23 protein-coding genes and 1 pseudogene are annotated in these 23,953 nt (G+C 63.1%); 4 read left to right on the top strand and 20 right to left on the bottom strand.

Going from position 1 to position 23,953, the window contains the following annotated elements; genetic code table 11:
- Nucleotides 1-7: 7 nt before the first annotated feature.
- From CXP40_RS00555 to CXP40_RS00520, 9 genes and pseudogenes are all read right to left on the bottom strand, one after another.
- Entirely contained in the window at nucleotides 8-805 is a 798-nt protein-coding gene (locus CXP40_RS00555; RefSeq protein ID WP_106732478.1) for an acyl-CoA thioesterase II, read from the bottom strand.
- A gap of 106 nt (nucleotides 806-911) precedes the next feature.
- Complete coding sequence (locus CXP40_RS00550) at nucleotides 912-1,682, bottom strand: CHAD domain-containing protein (RefSeq protein WP_106732174.1); 771 nt, start codon at nucleotides 1,680-1,682, stop codon at nucleotides 912-914.
- 72 nt (nucleotides 1,683-1,754) lie between these two features.
- On the bottom strand, nucleotides 1,755-3,740 hold the full coding sequence (locus CXP40_RS00545; protein WP_106732173.1) for a DUF3488 and transglutaminase-like domain-containing protein: 1,986 nt from the start codon (nucleotides 3,738-3,740) through the stop codon (nucleotides 1,755-1,757).
- Nucleotides 3,737-4,690, bottom strand: a complete 954-nt coding sequence (locus CXP40_RS00540) for a DUF58 domain-containing protein (RefSeq protein WP_106732172.1) — start codon at nucleotides 4,688-4,690, stop codon at nucleotides 3,737-3,739. The genes CXP40_RS00545 and CXP40_RS00540 overlap by 4 nt, the downstream gene beginning before the upstream one ends.
- A complete protein-coding gene (locus CXP40_RS00535) occupies nucleotides 4,690-5,607 on the bottom strand; it encodes a MoxR family ATPase (protein ID WP_106732171.1) in 918 nt (305 codons plus the stop codon). Before CXP40_RS00535 ends, CXP40_RS00540 begins: the two co-directional genes overlap by 1 nt.
- A 95-nt stretch (nucleotides 5,608-5,702) precedes the next feature.
- On the bottom strand, nucleotides 5,703-6,419 hold the full coding sequence (locus CXP40_RS24155; RefSeq protein WP_371916920.1) for a methyl-accepting chemotaxis protein: 717 nt from the start codon (nucleotides 6,417-6,419) through the stop codon (nucleotides 5,703-5,705).
- 141 nt (nucleotides 6,420-6,560) lie between these two features.
- Nucleotides 6,561-6,791: pseudogene (locus CXP40_RS24150) on the bottom strand (HAMP domain-containing protein); the annotation flags it as partial.
- 1,021 nt (nucleotides 6,792-7,812) lie between these two features.
- Nucleotides 7,813-8,418 carry a flavin reductase family protein gene (locus CXP40_RS00525; RefSeq protein WP_106732169.1) on the bottom strand — a complete coding sequence of 202 codons (606 nt, stop codon included), beginning with the start codon at nucleotides 8,416-8,418 and terminating at the stop codon, nucleotides 7,813-7,815.
- Complete coding sequence (locus tag CXP40_RS00520; protein WP_106732168.1) at nucleotides 8,418-8,696, bottom strand: hypothetical protein; 279 nt, start codon at nucleotides 8,694-8,696, stop codon at nucleotides 8,418-8,420. The genes CXP40_RS00525 and CXP40_RS00520 overlap by 1 nt, the downstream gene beginning before the upstream one ends.
- A 233-nt stretch (nucleotides 8,697-8,929) precedes the next feature.
- Between CXP40_RS00520 and CXP40_RS00515 the strand changes: the two genes are divergently transcribed.
- Complete coding sequence (locus CXP40_RS00515; protein WP_106732167.1) at nucleotides 8,930-9,940, top strand: patatin-like phospholipase family protein; 1,011 nt, start codon at nucleotides 8,930-8,932, stop codon at nucleotides 9,938-9,940.
- On the opposite strand, the gene CXP40_RS00510 is transcribed toward CXP40_RS00515, so the two are convergent.
- The 11 genes from CXP40_RS00510 to CXP40_RS00460 all read right to left on the bottom strand — a co-directional run bounded on the left by CXP40_RS00510 (nucleotide 9,941) and on the right by CXP40_RS00460 (nucleotide 19,533).
- Complete coding sequence (locus CXP40_RS00510) at nucleotides 9,941-11,026, bottom strand: AI-2E family transporter (RefSeq protein WP_106732166.1); 1,086 nt, start codon at nucleotides 11,024-11,026, stop codon at nucleotides 9,941-9,943.
- A 74-nt stretch (nucleotides 11,027-11,100) separates the two neighbouring features.
- Nucleotides 11,101-11,904 carry a DUF4892 domain-containing protein gene (locus CXP40_RS00505; RefSeq protein ID WP_106732165.1) on the bottom strand — a complete coding sequence of 268 codons (804 nt, stop codon included), beginning with the start codon at nucleotides 11,902-11,904 and terminating at the stop codon, nucleotides 11,101-11,103.
- A gap of 139 nt (nucleotides 11,905-12,043) precedes the next feature.
- The gene (locus tag CXP40_RS00500; RefSeq protein WP_106732164.1) at nucleotides 12,044-12,907 is read right to left on the bottom strand and encodes an alpha/beta fold hydrolase; all 864 of its coding nucleotides are present in this window, start codon (nucleotides 12,905-12,907) and stop codon (nucleotides 12,044-12,046) included.
- Complete coding sequence (locus CXP40_RS00495) at nucleotides 12,904-13,707, bottom strand: alpha/beta fold hydrolase (protein WP_106732163.1); 804 nt, start codon at nucleotides 13,705-13,707, stop codon at nucleotides 12,904-12,906. Before CXP40_RS00495 ends, CXP40_RS00500 begins: the two co-directional genes overlap by 4 nt.
- A gap of 99 nt (nucleotides 13,708-13,806) precedes the next feature.
- Entirely contained in the window at nucleotides 13,807-14,439 is a 633-nt protein-coding gene (locus CXP40_RS00490) for a LysE family translocator (protein ID WP_106732162.1), read from the bottom strand.
- Nucleotides 14,440-14,480: 41 nt separating this feature from the next.
- Nucleotides 14,481-15,284, bottom strand: a complete 804-nt coding sequence (locus tag CXP40_RS00485; RefSeq protein ID WP_106732161.1) for an AraC family transcriptional regulator — start codon at nucleotides 15,282-15,284, stop codon at nucleotides 14,481-14,483.
- Nucleotides 15,285-15,342: 58 nt separating this feature from the next.
- The gene (locus tag CXP40_RS00480; RefSeq protein ID WP_106732160.1) at nucleotides 15,343-15,786 is read right to left on the bottom strand and encodes a hotdog fold thioesterase; all 444 of its coding nucleotides are present in this window, start codon (nucleotides 15,784-15,786) and stop codon (nucleotides 15,343-15,345) included.
- 53 nt (nucleotides 15,787-15,839) lie between these two features.
- Nucleotides 15,840-17,507 (bottom strand): AMP-binding protein, encoded by a 1,668-nt coding sequence (locus CXP40_RS00475; protein ID WP_106732159.1) that lies wholly within the window; start codon nucleotides 17,505-17,507, stop codon nucleotides 15,840-15,842.
- A 171-nt stretch (nucleotides 17,508-17,678) separates the two neighbouring features.
- Complete coding sequence (sixA, locus tag CXP40_RS00470) at nucleotides 17,679-18,137, bottom strand: phosphohistidine phosphatase SixA (RefSeq protein WP_106732158.1); 459 nt, start codon at nucleotides 18,135-18,137, stop codon at nucleotides 17,679-17,681.
- Nucleotides 18,134-18,481, bottom strand: coding sequence for a DUF4389 domain-containing protein (locus tag CXP40_RS00465; protein ID WP_106732157.1), 348 nt, complete (start codon nucleotides 18,479-18,481; stop codon nucleotides 18,134-18,136). Before CXP40_RS00465 ends, sixA begins: the two co-directional genes overlap by 4 nt.
- Nucleotides 18,482-18,510: 29 nt before the next feature.
- Nucleotides 18,511-19,533, bottom strand: coding sequence for an NAD(P)H-dependent glycerol-3-phosphate dehydrogenase (locus CXP40_RS00460; RefSeq protein ID WP_106732156.1), 1,023 nt, complete (start codon nucleotides 19,531-19,533; stop codon nucleotides 18,511-18,513).
- A 282-nt stretch (nucleotides 19,534-19,815) separates the two neighbouring features.
- Here CXP40_RS00460 and CXP40_RS00455 point away from each other — a divergent pair, with 282 nt between their 5' ends.
- The 3 genes from CXP40_RS00455 to fabB all read left to right on the top strand — a co-directional run bounded on the left by CXP40_RS00455 (nucleotide 19,816) and on the right by fabB (nucleotide 23,946).
- On the top strand, nucleotides 19,816-21,714 hold the full coding sequence (locus tag CXP40_RS00455) for a response regulator (protein ID WP_177429604.1): 1,899 nt from the start codon (nucleotides 19,816-19,818) through the stop codon (nucleotides 21,712-21,714).
- 484 nt (nucleotides 21,715-22,198) lie between these two features.
- Entirely contained in the window at nucleotides 22,199-22,714 is a 516-nt protein-coding gene (gene fabA, locus CXP40_RS00445; RefSeq protein WP_106732153.1) for a 3-hydroxyacyl-[acyl-carrier-protein] dehydratase FabA, read from the top strand.
- 11 nt (nucleotides 22,715-22,725) lie between these two features.
- Nucleotides 22,726-23,946 carry a beta-ketoacyl-ACP synthase I gene (gene fabB / locus CXP40_RS00440; protein ID WP_017677145.1) on the top strand — a complete coding sequence of 407 codons (1,221 nt, stop codon included), beginning with the start codon at nucleotides 22,726-22,728 and terminating at the stop codon, nucleotides 23,944-23,946.
- The last annotated feature ends 7 nt before the right edge of the window (nucleotides 23,947-23,953 follow it).

Raw genomic sequence — 23,953 nt, 5'->3', positions numbered from 1 at the left:
CACTGATTCAACCAAAGACGGTGACGGTCTGCCGGCTCAGGGCGATCAGCTCACCTGCGGGGGTCCACATCGCCGCCGCTACGTGCCCGTAACCATCGCGGGCATATTCGATGTCTGCGCGATACAGGCACCAGTCTTCGCTGCTGAGAGTGTGTAGCGGCTGGACGAACTCGATGGTCCAGGTCAGCGAGCTGCCCGGCGCGGGGCTTTTCAGATAGGGCAGCACCGCAGGCGGCCAGGCATCGACCAGTGCCAGCAAGTGCGCCTCGCTGAGCGCCTGTGGCTCGCGCTCACCACGCAAACGCACCCAGCCGCCCATCTGCCGCGATGGCGTGTTGCTGAAAGGCATGCCGCCGATGCCCCAGCGCATGGCCAGAAAGCGCGTGAACTCCGGCGTGACGTTGCGCACGTAGGGTAACTCCTGGCACTGCTCCACCGGCGTGATCTGCGGCGCGGCAAGCGCCTCCACGGCAATCGCCGAAGGGCGCGATGCGCCAAAGCTGCCCTGCACCACGGTCACCACCTGCCCGTCCTGAACCGCGCGTAGGAACATCTGGCTGACCGCCTTGCCCTCGCGTAGCACCTCGGCCTGAAAACTGACGGGAACATCCGGCGCCACGGGGCCGACGAAGGTGATAGCCAGCGAGCGCACCGGACGACCCTGCGGCACCTTGGCGCGCATGGCCTCGAACGCCAGAGCCGCCACCAGGCCGCCGAAACTGGCGCGGCCCTGCCCCCACTCAGCCGGGATCACCACGGCATTGGGATCGCGGCGCACCGCCTCAAGCATTTCGGAAAAGATCATATGCACCTCGGCATTCATCGATGGCGACGATCTTAGGGGATGCTGACGACTGAACGATAGTCCGCAAGGATGCCTATTCGGTCATATTTGCGGCGAGAATGACACCTTAGTCTGCGTTCGGCAGGTCGCCATACAGCGCCAGCAAGGCATCATCGGCGCGCCCCTCTGCAGTCAGCAGAGCCTGCAGCCAGATGGCCCGGCAAGGTTCCAGGGACACCATCGCATCAGCCTGTGCCAGCCACTGCAGCCGATCGTGCCAGTCGCCTAGCGCGCTTTGCGCACGCTTGAGCCTGAGCTGCGCCGCCTTGCTCAAACGACTTTGTGCGGGGTAGGTTTCAGCGGCGTAACGCACGCGCTTGATCAACAGGCGCAGGCGGTGACGATCATGCGCCGGATCGCGCAACGCACGGGCCAGTTGTCGTTGCTGACGGCACAGGCGACGCCGGATGCGTTTGTCTATATCGTTCAACTGGCCTTGCCTGGCGGCTTCACGCCAATTCGCCGGCCAGCCGTCGAGCAACAGCATCAGATCCGCCAACTCGCGACTACTGGCAATAGCAGCGTAGCCTGCGGCGCGCTGCGCCTCATCGACAGGCGCCAGATGGGCAAGGCCCATGCGCGCCAACTCGGCGACCAGGACTTCGCGATCACGCAGTGGCCCGCTGAGGCGGCCCAGCACCGCTGCTCCCTGCTCCAGAACATCTACAGCCGGCAAACCGCGTAACGGACGCAACAGGCTGCGCAATTGCCGCAGGGCGATGCGTAAATCGTGCAATGCCTCGGTGTCGGTACAGTCGGCCAGCCGTGCCTGGCAGGCGTACAACCGCACTTGCAGAGCCAGGACGCGGCCCAGGCAATGCTCGATGAAATCGCTCATGATCGCTCCTCCAAACGAAGATGCATCAAGCTAACAGCCCGACCACCCACTCAAGCAAGTGGCCAATGGTCGCTAACGCGACAAGCGCCAGGGCAAGGCTCTGCGCAAATCACTCAGTGCTTGCCGCAAAGCATCACGTGACGCTGGCCCGCCGGCATAGCGCTGCTGCTCGAAGCACCGGGAAAATGTCTCGATCTGCTCCGCCTGCTCGGGCAACTGCCGCGCCGCGCGCAACGCGAAGGAGCGTGCGCCCTCACCCGCTTCCCGGCGCACGTCATACCGCGCCAACAGCCGCTCGAACTTGCGAAACGCCTGGCGTTGCGGATCAGGCCGCTGTTGCCAGGGTTTGAGCAGCCACAGCGCCAGCAGGCCAATCAAAAGCGCTCCAGTGCCCACCAGAGCGAGCGCCAGACGCTGCCAATCGAGGCTGCCGAACCAGTTCTGCAGCAGTTTCAGCTGCTGCTCACCCTGGTAACCCAGCACCCAGCGCTGCCAGCCGTAATTGAGATTCTCCCAGCTCATGCGCAGCTGATTGAGCCAGGCCAGCTCGCGGTAGCGCAGCGGCGAGAAGGGTTGATCATCGAGAAAGCCATCCTCCGCGCTCAAGGCCTCTTCCAACCCTTGCTCGATGCGCTCGGGGGCGACCTGGAACGTTGGATCGATGCTGCGCCAGCCACGGCCCGGCTGCCAGTACTCGACCCAGGCATGGGCATCGAACTGGCGTACCTGGATGTAGTTGCCGTTGGGATTGAGCTCACCGCCCTGATAACCGGCGACGACTCGTGCAGGAATGCCCGCCGCACGCAGCACGAAGGTCATCGCGCCAGCGTAGTGCGCGCAGAAACCACGCCGGGTGTCGAACAGGAACTCATCGATGCTGTCACGCCCGAGAGGCTGCGGGCGCAGCGTGTAGACGTACGGTTCACGGTTGAAATGCTGCAGCACTGCGGCCACCAGCGCATCGCTCTGCGGGTACTTTGCCTTAAGCTCAGCCGCCCAGGCGCGACTGCGCGGCTCGCCCTGCTCGGGCAGTTGCAGTGCCTGGCGCAAACCGGGTGGCTCGGCCGATGCTTCACGTGCTGCGTCAGGCCAGGAACGCACCTGGTACAGCAGGGGCCGATCTACCGGACGCAGCCTCTGCCAACGGAAGTCGTTCATCATCCGCCCGCTGTCTTGCGCCATCTCGCCGACATCCAGCGCATACAGCCAACGCTTGCCGCTGGGCTGCATGATGATGCTGTAATCGAGCGATTCGCCTGCCTTGCTCCACTGCGGCGCGACGGGTACATCAGCGTAACTGGACTGCGACCAGCGTCTGCCATCGAAGCGCTCCAGCGTCAAAGCACGCCAATACAGCTGCCCTCTCGCCGGCACCTCACCCTCGAAGCTGGCGCGAAAGGCCAGTGCCGAGGAGCGACTGAGCTCAGCGATATCGGCTGGCTCCATGCTGTCCGACAGGCCAGTGACGCCCTTGTCGCTGGGCATTGGCAGTGACCACAACGGCCCCATGCGCGGAAAGAACACGAACAGCAACAGCATCAGCGGTATCGCTTGCAGGACCAGGCCACCCGCCAGACGCAGGGGTGGCCAGGGGCGTTCGGCAAAACCACTGTGCTGCAGGCCGACCAGCGCAGTCAGCAGCGCCGTAACCGGCAGCAGGCTGTAGAGCGCGGCAAGAATGCCGTCCTCGAACAGATAGGCGGTCACCACGCAGAAGAAACCGAGGAAGATCAGCACCAGCGCATCACGCCGCGTGCGCATCTCCAGCAGCTTGAGGGTGAAGGTGGCGATCAGCAGCACCGACGCGGCATCCAGCCCCACCAGTGTGCCGCGCGAAAGCAGGATGCCAGCCACCACCAGCAGCACCAGGCCGCCCTTGGCCCAACCATTGGGATAGCGCGCACGCATGCGGAAGATCTGCACACGCCAACCGGCAGCACCAAGCCACAGCGCGATCATCCACAGCGGCAGATGCACCAGGTGCGGCACGATCACCAGCACCTGGGCGACCAGCAACCAGGTCAGAGCGATCCTTGGAATACCCGGCAGGCTGCTCATGCCCGCGCTCCGAACAACGCCAGGGCGCGCAGGCAAGCATCGCGATGCCCCTCACCGTAATCCGGTGCGATCACCTGCCCAGGCAGTTGCAAGCCGAATGCCTGTTGCCGCTCGGTGAACTGCAGCACCCAGTAACAGAGCAGCGACAAACGCATTTCGCTGTCGCCACCCAGACTGTCGAAGTCCAACCATAGATCGCGGCCGCTGAGCATGGCGAAATCCTTGACCAGCAGGCCCTGGCCACGTGAATAGGCCTTCCAGTCCAGGCGCCGTTTCGAATCGCCCGGCTGATACTCGCGCAGACCCTGGAAATCATCGGCGCCCTGACCGCGCGCGCGCATGCCCTCTTCCTCCTCGGCGCCAAGGCCTGCCGACAACGGCAGCTCCCCCTCCAACGGCCGCGGGTAGACCAGCACCGCCTGATCCAGATCGACCCAGCTCCAGGCCACCAGCAAACCCAACGGAAAACGGCTTTCCACCCTCAGACGCTCGGGTCGCAGCCAGCCACGTCTCACGGCTGGCTGGCTCAAATCCACTTCGGTCTGCCCCTGGCGCGGCACATCGCGCACCACCAGCTCAGACGGTGGCCAGCCCAGCGCCACGGCCTGGTGCTCGCGCTCAGGGCTCTCAAGACGCACGCGAAAGCGCGCCTGCTCGCCGACGAACACTGCCCCGCCACCACCAGCCTTGAGCACCAGCCCGGCCAGGTTGCGGTAGGTATGCAGGATGGTGACAACGAACACCGATACCAGCAGGAAGGTCAGGCCATAGGCCAGGCTGTTCTGATAATTGATGCCCACCAGCAGCATCAGTAGAAGTGCCACGGCAAACACAGCCCCGACCCGACTGGGCAGAATGAAAATGCGCCGCTGATTCAAACGCACGCTGGCCGCTGGCGGAATACGCCTGGCCAACCAGCGCCGCCAGAGCGGCTTCAGCGCTGCACGCATCAGAGCGCCGGCACTTCGCGCAGCAACCATTGCACCAGACTGCCGCCACCATGACCGGTAGGGTCGGCGCGCTCGCGCAGACGGTGCCCCACGACTGAAGGCAGCACCGCTTGCACGTCTTCGGGAATCACGTAATCACGTTCGGCCAGCAGCGCCCAGGCCCGCGCTGCAGCCAACAACGCCAGACTAGCCCGCGGTGACAAACCCCAGGCGAACTGCGGCTGACTACGCGTCGCCTCGACCAGACGCAGCACATAGTCGATCAGCGCATCACTGGCACGCACCTTGGGCACTTGCGCCTGCAGACGGGCCAGTTCGGCATGGTCGAGAATGGATTCCATACGCGGCAACAGATCACGCCGGGCATCGCCCAGCAGCAAAGCCCGCTCCGCCGCTTGCGCCGGGTAGCCCAGCGACAGACGCATGAGAAAGCGATCGAGTTGGGATTCGGGCAAGGCGAAGGTGCCGCCGCTGCTGACCGGGTTCTGCGTGGCGATGACAAAGAACGGCTCGGGCAGCGGCCGGGTCGCACCCTCGATGGTCACCTGCCCTTCTTCCATGGCTTCGAGCAGCGCGCTCTGGCTCTTCGGCGTGGCGCGGTTGATCTCGTCCGCCAGCACCAGCTCAGCGAAGATCGGCCCGGGATGAAAGACGAACTGGCCGCTGTCCTTGTCAAATACCGAGGTGCCAAGAATGTCGCCCGGCAGCAGGTCAGAGGTGAACTGGATACGCTGAAAGCTCAGCCCCAGCACGCGCGCCAGGGCATGGCTGAGGGTCGTCTTGCCCATGCCCGGCAGGTCTTCGATCAGCAGGTGACCACGCGCCAGCAGGCAGGTCAGTGCCAGGCGCACCTGCGCCTCTTTGCCCAGCAATACCTGATTGACCGAGCCGAGACAGGCATCCAGTTTGGTTCGCATCGTTGGCTCCTTATGCAGAACACTGATGCTACTGGGGCGCCGAGGCGTGGCATAGCGCTATGCAAAGTTTGCTCACGAAACTGTGAGGGCAGACGCTATGTCAGGCGAAAGTGCCCTGCCATGCCCTGCAGCTCCCGCCCCAGCTCAGCCAGCTGGATGCTCGACGCGGCGGTTTCGTCCATGGCCGTAGCTGACTGATCGGCAATATCGCGGATTGAAGTGACGCTGCGGTTGATTTCCTCGGCCACGGCGGTTTGCTGCTCCGCTGCTGCAGCGATCTGCTGGTTCATCTCCGAGATCAGGCTCACCGCCTCGGCAATGGCCGCCAGAGCGCCTTCGGTCTGGTTGGCGTCGCCAACCGTGAGGTTCACCAGGCTGGCGCTCTGCTCCATGTCCGTCACGGCGCGGCGGCTACCCTCGCGCAAGGCCGCGATCAGCGACTCGATTTCCGCGGTGGATTGCTGAGTGCGTTTTGCCAACGCCCGTACCTCATCGGCAACCACAGCAAAGCCACGCCCCTGCTCTCCGGCACGCGCCGCTTCGATGGCCGCGTTGAGCGCCAGCAGGTTGGTTTGTTCGGCAACGCTCTTGATCACGTCGAGTACCGCATCGATACGCTGAGTGTCCTGGCTCAGGCGCTGAATGCTCTCGGTGGTGGCGTCCATGGCGCGAGCCAATTGTTCGATGCGCTGCAGGGTCTGGCGCACTACCTGGCTACCGGCACCGACACGCTGGTCAGCCTGCTCGGTGGAAGCTGCTGCGGCCTCGGCATTGCGCGCCACCTCATGCACCGTGGCCGTCATCTGACTCATGGCGGTGGCGACCTGGTCGGTCTCCAGCTTCTGACCATTGACGCCCTGACGCGTCTGCTCGGCAGTGGTCGAGAGGGTCTGGGCAGAACTGGAAATCTGCGCCACGCCCCCCTGCAGGCGCCCAACCATATCGCGCAGGTTGGCGGACATTCCCTGCATGGCAGCGAGCAGTTGACCGATCTCGTCACGACGATCCTGTTCGATGCGCACACTGAGATCACCAGCGGCGATGGATTCAGCGAGGCCGATCACTCGCTTGAGCGGACGCACGATGGCCAGGCTGATGATGATTGCCGCGCTAAGGCCAAACAGCAACGCCAGGGCCGCCGCCGCGATGATCAGACCACTGCTGGCCTGACGCTCGGCATGCATGGCCTGACGCTGGGTTTCCAGGGCCAGCTCGACCCGCTGCAGCAACTGCTCGACCTGAGCAACCAGTTGCCCATATACCTGTTTTTGTTGCTGCAGCTGGGTGGCGTATTCCTTCAGGCGCTCGTTGAAGGAGTCGACATTGACCACCACCTCACCAAGCACCGCGGCATAACCGGGATCATCCAGCGCATCGCGCAATTCGGCAGCCAGGGCTTGCGCCTCACCGGCCTGGGCAATTTCCGCCTGCCCGCTGCTATCGCTACGTCGACTGGCCTCCAGACGCTGGCGTGCCTGATCCAACGCCTGCAGCAGCAACTGATGGATCTTGCTGACCTTGCCAGCCTGCGCAACCGAGTCGCCACCGCGCTCACCCTGGGTGCTCTTGAGCAGGTCGACGCCATCTTCGGCCAACCCCTCCTGCAGCAGATCCAGGCTGTTGGCCGCGCTGACCACCAGCCAGTCAGCGGCTTGCAGGGACAGCTGCATGTTATCGGTGAGCTCAACGTAACGGGCAAAAGCGCTGCGGTAGTCGGCCAGTGCAGGCTCGACCTGCGCCAGAATGGCAGCTGTGTCGCTATCGAGCTCACCTTGCAGTGCCTGTCCGGCCTGCAAAATACTCTCAGCCTGCTCTGCCAGCCGCTCGGCGTGCTGGCTGTCGCCACTCAGCGCGAACGCCAGCTCGCTCTGGCGCATGCGCAGCACCTGCTCGCCAAGCGCACTCATGCGTTGCTGCAGCTCGGCGCCAGCACTGACTTCACGCAAAGCCAGCAGACCAGTAACAGCCACCAGAGCGGTCAGAATCAATACCAGAGCAAATCCCAGCATCAACTTGCTGGCCGTGCTCAGACTGGCCAGCCGCTTGCTCAATGAGCCACCCATGACAACCCCCTGCCTACTGCAGCCAGCCCAAACAGGCTGTTGAAAAACTACCTGGAACATAGGAGCGCAGCGCTACTGGCGACAAGCCAGCAGACGCCAAGATGGCCGGGAGAGTTAACTCGACGTCGTTTTCAGAACGGGTTCAGGGCCGCTGCATCTGGAAAAGATCCCGTGTGCGGCAGTAGGCGCTGCCCCCCAGGCGACCGACCAGATCGAGCTTGAGCGGGTCGATACGCCCCTGCTCGTTGAGCACCGCATCATCGATATGCGCCAGCAGTACTTCGGCGAAGATCAGGTGACAATTGGGCTGTTGCGGCGGATAGGGCTGGATCTGCGCCACGCGGCATTCGAAGGTCACCGCTGCGCCAACGACGCGCTGCACGTCGATGCGCTCGCACGGCTGGCTGGCGATGCCACAGTGGGCGAACTCGCTGACCTCATGAGGCAGGATCGCAGCGCTGGCGTTCATCGCCTCGGCCTGGACGAAGCTGACCAGTTGGATCGCCAGTTCGCCACTGGCCTGGGCATTGCGCAGGCTGTCCTTGAGGCTGCCGTCATCGCGAGTATTGATGTTGACCAGCAAGGTCGGGGGGTTGTCGCTGATCACCTGAAAGAAACTGAACGGCGCCAGGTTGGCCACGCCGTCGGTCGAGCGGGTCGAAACCCAGGCGATGGGCCGCGGGGTGACACTGGAGGCCAGCCAGCGGTAGGCCTCAAGCGGGCTCAGATCGGCGAAATCGAGTTGCATCAACGCCCCGCTCGCGATTCACGAATGTAGAAGCGCGCACGTTCGGCCTTGCTGGTACAGCCTGCGTAGGCTTCGAACTGCTGCTGGGTCTTGGCAGCGGTGAGCAGAGAGAATGCCTTGGAATAGCTCACGGTACCGGCGAAGCCTTCGGCCTCGGCGATGCTCAGTTCCTTCCAGGCGGCATCCAGCTGATTGGCGCAGGTCTCACGGTAGACGGTCTTGCCGGCACAGCCGGCGAGCGTCACCACAAGCAGCGGCAAACAGATCCAGTGTTTCATCGACCACACTCCTCGAACGGATATGACTACGGGTTGGCCCAGACTATGACGCTGCGGCATGGGGAAAGTGCCCGGCGCCCGCCGCTTCGCTTGCCCGATCATACCGGCGCCGACGAACGGATGGCGAGCCCATCGCCCCTGCGAAGCGTCAGCCGACAGATTCTAGCAAACGCGCCCTTGGCTGAGCCTCAGCGCCCGAGTAAGGTCGGAGCCTTCACAGAGGGAAGTTATCGATGAGCAAGAAAGTGGCGCTGGTGCTGGGCTCGGGAGGTGCGCGCGGCTATGCGCACATCGGCGTGATCGAGGAATTGCAAGCGCGCGGTTATGAAATCGGCTGCATCGCCGGCTGCTCGATGGGTGCGGTGGTCGGCGGTATTTTCGCTGCCGGCAAGTTGCGCGAATACCGTGAATGGACGGAAAGCCTGGATTATCTCGACGTGCTGCGCTTGCTCGATGTCAGCTTCCGTCTCGGTGCGATTCGCGGTGAGCGCGTGTTCGGGCGCATTCAGGAAATCGTTGGCGACGTGGATATCGAAAACCTCGCCATCCCCTTCACCGCCGTCGCCACCGATCTCACCAACCAGCAGGAAATCTGGTTCCAGGAAGGCTGCCTGCACCAGGCGATGCGTGCCTCGGCGGCGATCCCAAGCCTGTTCACCCCGGTCATCCAGGGCAAGCGCATGCTGGTCGACGGCGGCCTGCTCAACCCGCTGCCGATCGTCCCGGTGGTGTCCAGCCACTGCGACCTGATCATCGCGGTCAACCTCAACGCCACCAACCAGAATCACTACCAGTTGCCAGTGATCGAACGCCCTGCCGCTCTCAAGGGGCGCATCGACCAGTTGATGACGTCGCTCGGCTCGCGTCTGCCCAGTTTTCGCCGCAAGAGCGAGGACGAAACCCTGCTGCTCGCCGAGGAGCAGAGCCTCGCCGATGACATCAGCCCGGCCGCGGCACCTAGTCGCAAAGAGGACGATGAACCCGCGCCAAAATCCGCCAGCGGCTCACGCGTAGCCGAATTCAGCGGGCCAGCGTCACTACTGGAACTGGTCAACCAGAGCTTCGAGGTGATGCAGACCTCATTGGCGCAGTACAAGATCGCCGGCTACCCGCCGGACATCCTGATCAACGTACCCAAGCGTGCCTGCCGCTTCTTCGAGTTCTACAAGGCGCCGGAGCTGATCATGCTGGGTCGGCAGATCGCTCGCGACACCCTCGATAAATACGAAAGCGAACGCGGCTGATCAGCCGCGTGTTTCCTCGCCCGGCAGTGGTTTGTCGACCACCGCTTCGGCCGGCGGCGCCTTGTCCGCCACCCAGTCGCTGAGCAGGCTGTAGGCCACCGCCAGCAGGGTCGGGCCGAGGAACAGGCCCATGAAGCCGAAGGCCAGAATGCCGCCGAACACGCCGAGCAGCACCACCACCAGCGGCAGGTTGCCGCCACGGCTGATCAGGTAGGGTTTGAGGATATTGTCCACCCCACTGATGATGAAAAAGCCCCAGATCCCCAGGAAGATCGCCATGCCGATCTCCCCCTGCCACACCAGCCAGGCCACGGCGGGGCCCCAGATCAGCGGCGGGATCATGATGAAGCTGAAGGCGAAGGTCAGCAGGCCCAGCACCAGGGCGCCCGGCACCCCGGCGATGACGAAACCGATGTAAGCCAGCACGGCCTGCGCGGCGGCGGTGCCGATCACACCGTTGACCACACGTTGCACGGTGCCAGCGACCAGCTCCAGATAATGATCGGCACGCTCGCCGATCAGTCGTTCCAGCAGGCTGTGCACGAACACCGCCAGGCGCGGCCCGTCACGGTAGAAGAAGAACACCAGTACCAGGCTCAGGGCCAGCTCGACCATGCCCGCACCGATCTTCGCACTACGTGCCACCAGCCAGTTGCCAACCTGGCCCAGATAGGGCCGCAACGTGTCGAAGAAGGCTGCGCCCTGCTGATCGATGGTGCGCCAAAGCTCCACCAGGCGATCACCGACCAGCGGAATACTGCCTAGCCAGCTTGGCGGTGGCGGCAGACCTTCGACCTGCAGATCCTTGACCAGCGCGTTGGCGTCCTTGATATGGTCAGCCAGGTTGAACCCCAGCCAGACCAGCGGCACCGCCACCATGATCACCCAGACGCCGGTGAGGATGCCCGCTGCCAGCGACATGCGCCCATTGAGCAACTGCGTCAGCAGACGCATCAGCGGCCAGCTGGCAAAGGCCAGCACGGCGGCCCAGAACAACGCCGACCAGAATGGCGCCAGCACCCAGAGGCTGGCAGCCAGTAGGCCGAGCAGAAGAATCTGCACCAGCAGACGATCATTAGTGGCCATCAAGCGAAACTCCCTTCGACGAAACGACAAAGCGCCCTTACGGGCGCTCTGTTATGGCGATTGCGAGTGCTAGCTTAACGCAACAAACGCACGCTCAGTGTTTCATCCGAACTTTCACCCAACTCCAGGCGGGCTTCGCGCACACGCTGCTCGATCAACGCCTCGCGCCAGGCTTCGGCCTGGCTACCGGCGAGGCTGACGCGCAAGGTGCTGTCGAGATTGAGACTGCGCGCCAGCACTTCCACCCAGGCGCTGTCGGCCTTGGCTTCGTCGGGCAGTTTCAGTTGCCCATCGGTACGCAACTGACGCAGCAAGGTCGCGGGCGTCGGCAGCAATACCCCCAGAGGGGCTTCAGCATCCAGTTGCTCGGCATGCAAGTAAGCGCGGCGATTTCCACGGGTGATGCTGTACAGCGCCAGCAAGCTCTCGTGGTTCGGCTCGGCCAGGCGCAACAGTGCATACGCCTGCTGGTCGTCGGAGCCATACAGCGTGGCGTTACCGAACACCGAGTTGGCCCACAGGCTGCTCGCGCCACATTCTCGGCCTTGGCACCAGTAAAGCAGTTCCGCGCCCTTCTCCAGCAGGGTTTCCCGCGCTTCGGTGAAGACCTGATCGGCACTGTGGGTGCGTGGCAGTTCATAAGTCACCGCGCTGTGCTGGCCCTGTACCAGAACCTCCCGCTCATAGCGCAACCGCCCGCTGATGCGGCGAATGGAGCCTTGCGGGTAGATGCGCTCAACATCAGGCGCTTCCTTGAAGGCGACGATGTGACTGGCGGGGAAACGCGGCAATACCTCAAGGTCGCGACTGCCAGGCAGATCGGCTGCCAGCACGGCCCCACTGCAAAAGGTGGCAAGCGCTGCCGAGAACAGCTTCATGCGCCCCGTCATCGAGTGGAAACCTGTTGAAGGGAAGCGGCAGACGGGCTTGCTGAGCAGCGAGTGGCGACGTTTAACGGGTCGATCATGCGATCCTCCATGGCAGACCGCCACACCTTTCCCCACGACTGCAGGCAAGTCAAGGCAAGCGCAGGAATGGATTGAAACAATCCGCTACGAGCTGCGCGCCGGCTTCATCATCCAGATGCAGGTGGTGTCCGCCGGGCAGACGGTGCACGTCGAACGGCAGATTCTGCAGCAAGCTGCGCACGGCCGACTGCGCGCCCATCATGCCCTGCTCCGCCAACACCAGGCTGACCGGGCATTGCAGCGCGCGAACGAACGCTTGGGCATGGGCCCAGCTCAGACGCAGCGGCGACGGCAGGGTCAGGCGGCTATCGGTACGCCAGGTGTAACCGCCCGGCACCGGCATCAACCCTCGCTGCGCAAGCAGTTCGGCCGCCTCACGACTGACCGCCCCCACGCCCTTCATACGAGCTTCGACAGCACGCGCCATCTCGGCATACACCGGCTTGCGCTTGTCGGTGAGCGCCTGCCTGGCGCGCAGCGCTTCACCCAGCTTTTCCGGCGCCTGTTCGGCCTCACCGGTATAAGGCACCAGCCCGTCAATCAGCGCCAAGCGCGCGATCCGCTCCGGCATCGCCCCTGCCAGCAACACCGCAGTGATCGCGCCCATGGAGTGACCGAGGATGGAGAAACGCTCCCAGCCAAACTGCTCGGCGACCTGCAGGACGTCAAAGGCATAGTCCCATAGCGCGTAACCGGCGCCAGCCGAACGATGCTCGGAGTGACCATGACCGGCGAAGTCCAGGGCGACGATGCGCACCCCCTCGAGCTTCGGCGCCAGCCGCGCGAAGCTCGCCGCGTTATCCAACCAACCGTGCAGCGCCAGCACCGGCACACCGTCCTCCGGCCCGTAGAGATGAGCGGCCAGCTCGATATGCGGCAAGCTCAGACGAACTTCCTCGAAACCCATGCTCATGCACGTTGCTCCTGGCTACCAGCCCAGCGGGTGAACAGCTGACGCAAAAGGTCGGCAGTCGCCTGAGGGCGCTCCAGCGGGAACATGTGTCCGCCCGGCAGGTTGTGATATTCGGCCCGCGGCATGCGCCGCAGCAGATGCGCATGATGCGGTAACACCACTCTACTGTGGCGGCCACGCACCAAGGCCAGCGGCACAGCCAGCTGCTGCGGCCTACCCGGCGAGGTATGTGGCACGCTGCGATAGATGCTGATCTCGGTGGCCGGGTCGAATTTCAGGCGCAGCCCCTGCTCCGACCGTTGCAGACCGTGACTGACATAGGCATCCAGACACTCGGGATCGAAGCGGCGGAACAGGCTCTTGCCGGCGAAGTAATCGCGCGCCTCGACAAGATCGGCAAAGGCTTCGCGGCGCCCCAGGGTACGGCCGGCGGGCGTGATACGGTCGATGAAACCGAAGCGCTTGGCGGCGCGAATCACCATGCGGTCAGCCAGGGTCAGCACCGGCGAATCGAGCATCACCACCCCGCGATATAGCTCGGGGCGAAGCAAAGCGGCGTGATAGTGCAGCACGCCGCCGAGCGAATGACCGACACCCCAGACCGGCTCACCACCGTCCTCGAGATGATGGATCAGCTCATCGACCAGATTCGACCAGTTGTCATTGACCGGAAAACGCGAGTCATGGCCGTGCTGCTCCAGGTGCTGCACCTGAAAGTCCGGTGTCAGCGCGGCGAAAAGCTTGCCGTAGGTGGCGGACGGAAAGCCGTTGGCATGAGCGAAAAAGACCGGCTGCGGCATGCTTCGAACTCGAGAAGGCGAATGTGCCCGGATTCTCCGGCAGCTGCGCAGCAGTGGCAATGACCGTAACGGCCATTGATGGCGGCGCAATGGTCAGAGCTATAGCAGCAGACGTCCGACGATACTGGCCGCCACCAGCAGAAATACCAGACCGCAAACGAAGTCGATGGTCGGCGCCACCTGCAGCAGCCGCTGACGCATCAGCGGTCGGCTCAGGGTCATACCGAGCAGGCCAAACCAGAACAGGCTCAGGCCGAACAACAGAGCAGCACAGGCCACCTTGCCGGGCAGCGACATGTCCGCCGGCACCAGACTGCTGAGCAGCGCCAGGAAGAACACCAGTGCCTTCGGGTTGCCCAGGTTGGTGAATACACCGCGCAGCCAAGGACCGAACAGCGAAGGCGCCAGCTCGCCCTCCAACCGTGTGGGTCCGGCGCCGCCCTGCCACCAGGCCCGCACCGCACCAATGCCCAGCCAGCCCAGATAAAGCGCGCCGCCGACCTGCACCAGGTCGAACAACCATTCAGTGCGACTGAGCAGCAAAGCCACGCCACTGAGCACCAGCGTGCCATGCAGAAGAATGCCGCACGCCAGCCCAAGCGCACTGAGCAAGCCTGCACGCTGCCCCTGATGTAGGGCGGTGCGCACCACTAGCGCCACATCCGGGCCGGGACTGATAAGGGCCACCGCGAACACGGCAGCCAGCGACAGCAAGACGGACGTCTCCTGCATGGTGATCTCCAGGAACATGAAAAACGGGATGTGTGAGTGGGTCAGCCCTGACGCAGACGCGCCGGTGGCAGACCATAGGTGCGGCGGAACAAGCGCGAGAAATGCGCCTGGTCGTAGAAGCCCAAGCGCAAGGCGATCTCGCTCAGAGGCTCACCTGCCAGCACCAGCGGCAATGCCCGCTGCAAACGCAGCTGCGTCAGCCACTGATGCGGTGGCAGGCCGGTGTGCTCGCGGAAACGCCGCAACGCCTGCCACGGACTCATGGCGCAGAAAGCGGCGATTTCATCCAACGAAGGCGGATCGTCCAGACGACTTTCCAGCCAGTCGCGCAGCCGCTGCCAGGTGCGCGGATCGAAAACGCGATGCGGCTCGCTGACACGCAACGTCGAACCCATCTCCAGCAAATGGGCCAACGCCTGCCAGAGCGCTTCTTCCTGGGCCAGTTGCGAGCCGTCCAGCATCGCCGCGTGAAAGCGCTGCAGATGCAGCGATAACAGGGGGTGACGCAAACTGCTGGTGATCAGTCTCGGCGCGCCTTGACGCCCCTCACTCAGGGTGCGACTGGCTTCATCCAACCAGGAGGGATCGAACGCCATCACCCGAATGCGGTAACTCTGGCCATCGAGGCAGGCGCCGTCATGAATCCCTTCCGGCGCCATCAACAACACGTCCCCTGCCCCGACATGCCGGCGCTCACCGCCATAGGCGTAGCGATGCTGCCCCTGGATCAGCAGGCCGACGTGGTATTCCAGATGAAAATGCCGAGGAAAGGCGAAGCGGCGGTACTCGGCGTCGATCAGACGAACGCCGGGCAAGCTGCTTTGAATGTGAGTGATGTGATCCATGGCGCGTACTGTAGCGCCATGGATCAGGCAAATCTTGGATGAAATTGCAGGCCGAAAATTATAGTTTCGGCGGTTGGTCACCCAGAGGCACGATGGCCATGGTCAGCCGCGAGATGCAACTGGCCTTGCCGTCATCGCCCCTCAGGCGAATGTCCCAGACATGCGTGGTGCGGCCCAGATGCACTGGCCGCGCCACGGCATGCACGCGCCCGCTGCGCAAACCGCGCAGATGGTTGGCATTGACCTCCAGGCCGACGCAGTAGAAACGGCTGCTGTCGATACACAGGTAGCTGGCGGTGGAACCGAGGGTTTCCGCCAGTACCACCGAGGCGCCACCGTGCAGCAGGCCGTAGGGCTGATGAGTGCGCGAGTCGATCACCATGCTGGCGCTGAGCGATTCGTCGTCGAAGGCGTCGAAACGAATGTCCAGCACCTCGCCGATGCTATTTTTCAAGGTCGCGTTGAGTGCATCGATATCGGGCGTTCGTTGCCACAATCCCATGAGCGTGTCCCTTGTGCGTTGAAACCGGGCCGGTCAGCCCGGCCCACTGATACTCAATCGTGCCAGAGCACGGCTTCGCTGCGCTGCTGCCATTCGGCGAAACGCTCGCCGTAGGTGCCTTCGATAACCGCGCGCTTGATCTTCAGGGTTGGGGTGAGGAAACCGTTCTCCACCGCCCAGACCTCCTTGACCAGCACCAGACCTTGCAGCCGCTCATGATGATCGAGACGACCATTGACCTCGGCGAGCAAGGCCTTGAGGCTGCTTTCAAGCTCATCGCGGCTGTCATTGGCCGCCTCCTGGCGCCCCACATCGGAGAGCACGCATAGAGCGATGGGTTGCGGCAAGCCGTCGCCAACCACGCACACCTGCTCGATACGCGAGTGTTCACCGATGCGATTTTCGATCGGTGCCGGCGCGACATACTTGCCCTTGCTGGTCTTGAAGATTTCCTTGATACGCCCGGTAAGACGCAGGTTACCTTCGGCGTCCTGCTCGCCCTTGTCCCCGGTACGCAGAAAGCCGTCGTCAGTCAGCGTCTCGGCGGTCTTCATCGGGTCCTTGAAGTAGCCCTGCATGGTCGCACCACTGCGCACCTGAACTTCGCCATCCTCGGCAATGCGCACCTCGACACCCGGGTTGTTCTGGCCAATCCAGCCCTGTTTGAACTTGCCTGGCAAACAGACGTGGGAGTAACCACAGTTCTCGGTCATGCCATAAACCTCCTGGATCTCCATACCCAGGCGGCGATACCAGTTGAGCAATGTTTCTGGCACTGGCGCGGCGCCGGACAGCGCGTAGCGAATGGCGTCCAGGCCAAGGCCGGCGAGTACCTTACGACCGATGAAATGGCCGACGATTGGCAGCCGCAGCAGACGCTCGAGCTTCTGCGCCGGCATCTTGCTGTACACGCCCATCTGGAACTTGGTCCAGATACGCGGCACACCGAACATCACGGTCGGCCGCGCGCGCTTGAGGTCCTCCAGAAAGGTATCCAGGCTCTCGGCAAAGAAGATCGTCTGCCCCGCGTAGATGGACGCTAACTCGACGAACATGCGCTCGGCCACGTGACACAGCGGCAGGTAGGATATCAGCCGATCATCCTCGCCCACACCGAACAGCTTGATGGCGTTGCTGGCGGCGAAACCGAAATTGGAGAAGTTGTGCATCACGCCCTTGGGCGTGCCAGTGGTGCCTGAGGTGTAGATGATGGTGGCCAGCTGGTTGGCTGCGGGCTTGGGGTCATCCTGAATCGGCGCGCTGCGCTGCAGGTCATCCCAGCTGTAGTCGAAGCTGCCCTGCGGATGTAGCGGCAGGCTGACTGTCGGCAAGCCCTGCGGCAGGGCCGGCGCCATCGACGCCCAATCATCGAGCTTGCCGACGAAGGCCAGAGCAGCCTCTGAATGTTCCAGCACCTGGCGCATCGAGTCGGCGGTCAGGTTGGGATACAACGGTACCGAAACGTGGCCCGCCATCCAGATCGCCAGATCGGCAACGATCCAGTGCGCGCAGTTCTTGGAGATGATGGCGATGCGGCTACCCTGTGGCAGCTCGCGACTGCGCAACCAATTGGCTGCGCGACGAGCCTGCTCACCAACATCGGCCCAGCTCAGCTCCAGCAGCTGGCCGCCCCCCAAAGGTTGCACCATGTAGCGTTTGTTCGGGTGCCTTGCTTCACGTTCGTAAAACAGCTCGAGCGGCAAACGGATTGCATCAGCCACAGGGCTTCCTCCTTTGTTGTTTTTGTAGGAATCAACCAAGCACTTGCTTGGTTGAATATTCCACGCAGACAAAAGAGGTGCAAGTTAAGAAATGTTTCTCGCCTGGAACATTTGCCGCCAAAGCGCGACAGGCCAGGCATGACGCAGCTGTGACGCCACAAGCGGCGCCGGTCAACGAGGGTGGATCAGCGCCAGCAGCTCCATCAGCCCGGCAGCCGGGATATCACCTTCCAGCTCAGCCAGACTGGCGGTGCGCATGGGGAGTGGCTCCTGCCGGTGACCGTGCACCAGCAACCCGCCCAGTGCACCGACCAATGGCTGATGGCTGACCAGCAGCACCTCGGCACGCTCGCGCTCATCGAGATACTTCAGGGCTTCACGGGGATCGCTATCGGGGGTCAACCAGGCCACGGTGTTTATCTTGCCAGTGAGCCCCAGCTCGCTGCGCACAAGCTCGGCAGTCTGCTGGGCACGCACATAGGGGCTGGCGACGATGGCCGTCAACGGCCGGCCGGCGAGCTGAGCCGCGGCCTGCTGCACTTCCTTGCGACCATGAGCGGTGAGCTCGCGCGCAGCATCACTGGCAGCCTGTGGCTCGGCCTCACCATGGCGCAGCAGCCATAACCTCACAGCTTTGGCTCCTCATCGCGCACAGGATGCGGCGCAGGAGGAATGCTGTGCGCGGTTTCGCCTTCAGGCGCACGTGGCGTTGGCCAATCGGCGAACGGCCAGGGTTTTTCATCGGTGTTGAAGGTACCGAAACGACCGATCTGCGCCAGGTACTGGCTGAGGCTGTCGCCAAAGCCAAGCAGGCTGGCGTTCGGCGCGTCGTAGAACAGACGATAACCAAGCTGCAGCAGCACCACGGCGCCGAGCAGCAATTCGGCCAGCTGCCAGATGATGAGAAAGATCACCATCCACAGAATGCGCAACAGAATCGATTCACGCGCCAATTCCTGCTTTTCATCGCTCATGAGTCACTCTCCTTGATTGGCTACCGGGTTCAGAAACCTGCAGTGGGGATGAAATCGACGTCGGTCTTGGGTTCACCGAGCATCAGTAATTCGATGACCTGAGCCAGCGTACGCCCCTCGAAGAGGATGGCATGCAGGCCAGCGACCAGCGGCATGTATACGTCCAGTTCTTCAGCACGGGCCTTGAGCACCTTCAGCGTATTGACCCCTTCGGCGACTTCGCCAAGGCGCTGCACCGCGTCGTCCAGGCTGAGACCTTCGCCCAGGGCGAAGCCGACCTGATAGTTGCGGCTTTTCGGTGACGAACAGGTGACGATCAGGTCGCCGACGCCAGCCAGGCCGAGAAAGGTCATCGGGTTGGCGCCGAGCCTGACCGCGAAACGGGTCATTTCCGCCAGGGCACGGGTAATCAGCATGCTTTTGGTGTTCTCCCCCATGCCCAGCGCCGCCGCCATGCCGGACATGATGGCGTAAACGTTCTTCAACGCGCCGCCGAGCTCGACGCCGAAACGGTCGGCACTGGCATAGACGCGGAAGGTCCGGCCATGCAAGGCCTGCTGCACGCGCAAGCACAGCTCTTCGTCTTCACTGGCGATCACTGTCGCGGTCAGCGCGTGATCAGCCACTTCCTTAGCCAAGTTCGGCCCGGACAGCACGCCAATACGCGCCTCGGGAGCGATCTCCTCGAGAATCTGGCTCATCAGCTTGAAGGTCTTGGCCTCGATGCCCTTGGTGGTGCTGATCAGCATCTTGCCCGCCAGCAGTGGCGCAACCGGTTGCAGAGCATCGCGCAAAGCGCTGGAAGGCAATGCGACCAGCACCAGCTCGGCCTGCTGCAGTACACCACTGAGGTCACTGGTCGGCTCGATACCGCTATGCAGCTTGACCCCCTTCAGGTAGCGCGGGTTTTCGCCACTCTGGCGCATCTGCTCGGCCTGCTCGGGGTCACGCATCCATTGCAGGACGCGCTGGCCGTTCTCTGCCAGCAGGTTGGCCAGAGCGGTGCCGAAGCTGCCGCCGCCGAGTACAGCAATGGGTTGGAGCTGTGTCATAGGTCTTCCGAATGAGGCCATTGGTAATGGCGGTCTGCGTGCATTATACGGAGCCGAGAGTGCCCGGCCAGGGCAAAAGTTCAGCGCTGGCCGTCAGTTAGGTGGGGCAAACGAGAATTACCGCAGAGTGCAGACACCTGGCGCTGGCAAAGCGCGTCGGGTCGGTTAACATGCTGGATCGACGTTAATTGCCAAGGACGATTCGTGCCCACAGGCAGCCCCTTGCCCCCACCCTGCACCTCTCGTCAGGCAGCAGCGCCGCTTTCCAAGGATGGTAGAGCCATGAACCAGCGTCGCGGCTGGAACATTCACACCCGCACCCAGCTGATCAGTGTCGGCCCGGCCCTGCTGCTGACCCTGCTGCTGACCGGCTTCCTCACCTTCACCCGCCTGCAGGACCTGCGCCTGGAGCAGGGCCATATCGGCCAGCTGATCGCCAATCAACTAGCGCCAGCCACCGAATACGGCGTGCTCAACGACAACCTCAACACACTGGAAAGCCTACTGCGTGCCACCCTGAGCACCCCCGACGTGCGCTTCGCCGAAGTGCGCGACCGTGACGACAATATTCTGGTATATGTCGAACGCCCCAAGGAACAAGGCCATAGCACGCCGCAAGTCGAGGTGTTCCAGGCCCCCATCCGCCTGCAAGGCCAGCCTGCCCGCACGCAAGCGCTGCCACCTTTGGGCAAGACACTTGGCGACGGTTACCTGGGCCGGGTGGTAGTGGGCATGTCCAACGACACCTTCAATACGCGCCAGCAGGAGATACTGTTCAAGGCCGGGATTCTGTCGCTGCTGGCGTTGCTGCTGACCTTTCTCCTCGCCAGGCGCCTGGCCAGGCGTCTGGCGCAGCCGTTGAGCGCCATGGGCCAAGCTCTGGAACGCATCCAGAGCGGCGATTATCGACCTTCGCTGATAGAGCGCGGTAATGACGAGCTAACCGACCTCGCCCGGCATATCAACAACCTCGCCTGCGCCCTCGAGCAGAGCGGTCACGAGCAGCAACAGGCGATTGCCGAGCTGATCCAGGCGCGTGAGGAGTCCGAGCAGGCCAACCGCGCCAAATCCGACTTCCTGGCGATGATGAGCCACGAACTGCGCACGCCGATGAATGGCGTACTGGGCATGCTGCAACTGCTGGAAACCACCAGCCTGAATGACGAGCAAACCGAATACGCCGCCCTGGCCACCGAATCCACCGAACACCTGCTCAAGGTGATCAACGATATCCTCGATTTCTCGCGGATCGAACGCGGCGCACTGGAGCTCGAGGCCATCCCTTTCAGCCTGCTGGAGCTACTGCAGGGTTCGGTTCAGGTGTTCCAGCACAGCGCCCAGCAACGCGGCCTGCAACTGCTGCTGGAAAACCAGCCAGGCCTGGAGCAGTTGGAGATGCAAGGCGACCCCACTCGCATCCGGCAGATTCTGGTCAACCTGATCGGCAACGCACTGAAGTTCACCGAAGAAGGCCAGATTCTTGTGCAAACCCGCTGGCAGCAGCTGGACGACCAGGTGCTGTGGTTCACCTGCGCCGTGCGCGACAGCGGTATTGGCATAGACGACGAGCGCCTGGAACACATGTTCGACGCCTTTCAGCAGGCCGACACCTCGATATCCCGCCGTTACGGCGGCACCGGCCTCGGCCTGCCGATCGCTCGCACCTTGGCCGAACGCATGGGCGGCACCTTGCGCGCGGAAAGCCGACTGGGCGAAGGCTCGGTGTTCACCCTGGAGATACCTTTACCCTTTCTGGCCCGCAGCGAGCAGGCACAAAGCAGTGACAGTCAGAGCCTGAGCAGCGGCGACGGCCAGGCAGTGCTGCTGGTGGAAGACAATCCGGTCAACCAGACGGTCATCGAAGCCATGCTGCGCAGTCTGGGCTATCAGGTCAGTCTGGTCGGCGATGGTCAGCAGGCCGTACAAAACTGCAGCCAGCACGACTACGCCGCCATCCTGATGGATTGCAGACTGCCGCTGATGGACGGTTACGAGGCGACGCGGCAGATCCGCCAACTCCAGCAATGCCAACAGGTGCCGATCATCGCCCTGACCGCCAATGCCCTGCAGGGTGACCGCGAAGCCTGCCTGGAAGCGGGAATGAACGATTACCTGGCAAAGCCGTTCAAACGAGCAGACTTGCAACGCATTCTGTTGCGCTGGCTGCCACCCCGACCATAGGCGAGTAGCGCCCGTGACAAGCCGGCGTTACAAGGGGAAACTGCGAGGGTCTGCTCCGGTTTCATTCGCGGTCGCGCCGGAGCCTGTTTTGTCGCGAGGCAAGGCGCGAGATGCGAAGTTTGGTCGCCCAAATGAGCCATCGAGTAACGCCGCATCGCGACAAAACAGGCCCGGCCCTTCGGGTTGCACGGGAAATGGCCCCCGCTGTTGTTGCAGGACTTGGCAAGGGGCGGCCATTACCGGCGTCCTGCGCCTAACCGGGGGCCATTTCTCGCAGCAACGCGGCTCGCGAATGAAACGGGAGCAGACCCTAATGTGACAATGCAGAACCAGCAGAGTACAACTGTACTCACTGCGCTGTGACTTTCACCACAACGCAACAGTCTATGACTAGGCTGCCGGCAGACGCCTACATTTAGAAAGACGTCGCCGGCCAGGACGATTCGCCCAGCCTTAGAAGCGTGGGGACAATTGAGGAGCTCGCATGACAAGACAAAACGCCTACACCCGGGAAGACCTGCTCGCCTGCAGCCGCGGCGAACTGTTCGGCCCGGGGAACGCGCAACTGCCCGCCCCAAACATGCTGATGATCGATCGTATCGCTCACATCAGCGAAACCGGCGGCAAGTACGGCAAGGGCGAAATCGTCGCTGAGCTCGATATCAATCCGGACCTGTGGTTCTTTGCGTGCCACTTCGAGGGCGACCCGGTAATGCCAGGCTGCCTCGGTCTCGACGCCATGTGGCAACTGGTCGGCTTCTACCTCGGCTGGCAAGGCAACCCCGGCCGCGGCCGCGCCCTGGGTAGCGGCGAAGTGAAATTCTTCGGTCAGGTACTGCCGACCGCCAAGAAGGTCACCTACAACATTCACATCAAGCGCACCATCAGCCGCTCGCTGATCCTCGGCATCGCCGATGGCACCGTGGCCGTCGACGGGCGCGAGATCTACAGCGCCGAAGGCCTGCGCGTCGGCCTGTTCACCTCCACCGACAGTTTCTGAAGGACTTGCACATGCGTCGTGTAGTGATCACCGGTCTGGGCATCGTTTCCTGCCTGGGCAATGACAAAGAAGCCGTTGCCGGCAGCCTTCGCGCGGGCAAATCAGGCATCCGTTTCAACCCCTCGTACGCCGAAATGGGCCTGCGCAGTCATGTCTCCGGTTCGGTCAACCTGAATCTGGAAGAGCTGATCGACCGCAAACTGTTCCGCTTCATGGGCGACGCTGCGGCTTACGCCTACCTGTCCATGGAACAGGCGATCAAGGACTCCGGCCTCAGCGAAGAGCAGATTTCCAACCCGCGTACCGGTCTGATCGCCGGTTCCGGTGGTGCTTCCACCGTCAACCAGATGGAAGCCATCGATACCCTGCGCGAGAAAGGCGTCAAGCGCATCGGCCCATACCGTGTAACTCGCACCATGGGCAGCACCGTATCCGCGTGCCTGGCCACTCCGTTCAAGATCAAGGGCGTCAACTTCTCCATCTCCTCGGCCTGCGCCACCAGCGCACACTGCATCGGCCAGGCCATGGAGCAGATCCAGCTGGGCAAGCAGGACGTGGTCTTCGCCGGCGGCGGTGAAGAAGAACATTGGAGCCAAAGCTGCCTGTTCGACGCCATGGGTGCCCTCTCCACCCAGTACAACGAGACCCCGGAAAAGGCCTCGCGCGCCTACGACGCCAAGCGTGACGGTTTCGTCATCGCCGGCGGTGGCGGCATGGTCGTGGTCGAGGAGCTGGAGCACGCTCTGGCCCGTGGCGCCAAGATCTACGCGGAAATCGTCGGCTACGGCGCGACCTCCGATGGCTACGACATGGTCGCTCCGAGCGGTGAAGGTGCGATCCGCTGCATGCAGCAGGCGCTGGCCACTGTCGACACCCCGATCGATTACCTGAACACCCACGGCACCTCGACGCCGGTTGGCGACGTTGCGGAAATCAAAGGCGTGCGCGCCGTGTTCGGCGACAAGGCCCCGGCCATCAGCTCGACCAAGAGCCTGTCCGGTCACAGCCTAGGCGCTGCCGGCGTGCAGGAAGCGATCTACTGCATGCTGATGATGGAAGGTAACTTCATCGCCGCGTCGGCCAACATCGACGAGCTCGACCCGGAAGTGGCTGATATGCCGATCCAGCTCAGCACCGTCGAGAACGCCAAGCTCGATACCGTGATGAGCAACAGCTTTGGCTTCGGCGGCACCAACGCCACCTTGGTGCTCAAGCGCTGGGCCGGCAAGTAACTGCTGC

This window comes from Pseudomonas sp. YY-1 (genome assembly GCF_002843095.1).
In the GTDB taxonomy this organism is placed as follows: domain Bacteria; phylum Pseudomonadota; class Gammaproteobacteria; order Pseudomonadales; family Pseudomonadaceae; genus Aquipseudomonas; species Aquipseudomonas sediminis_A.
The sequence above is the reverse complement of the archived record's forward strand: the minus strand, read 5'-3'. Positions and strand labels throughout refer to the sequence as shown.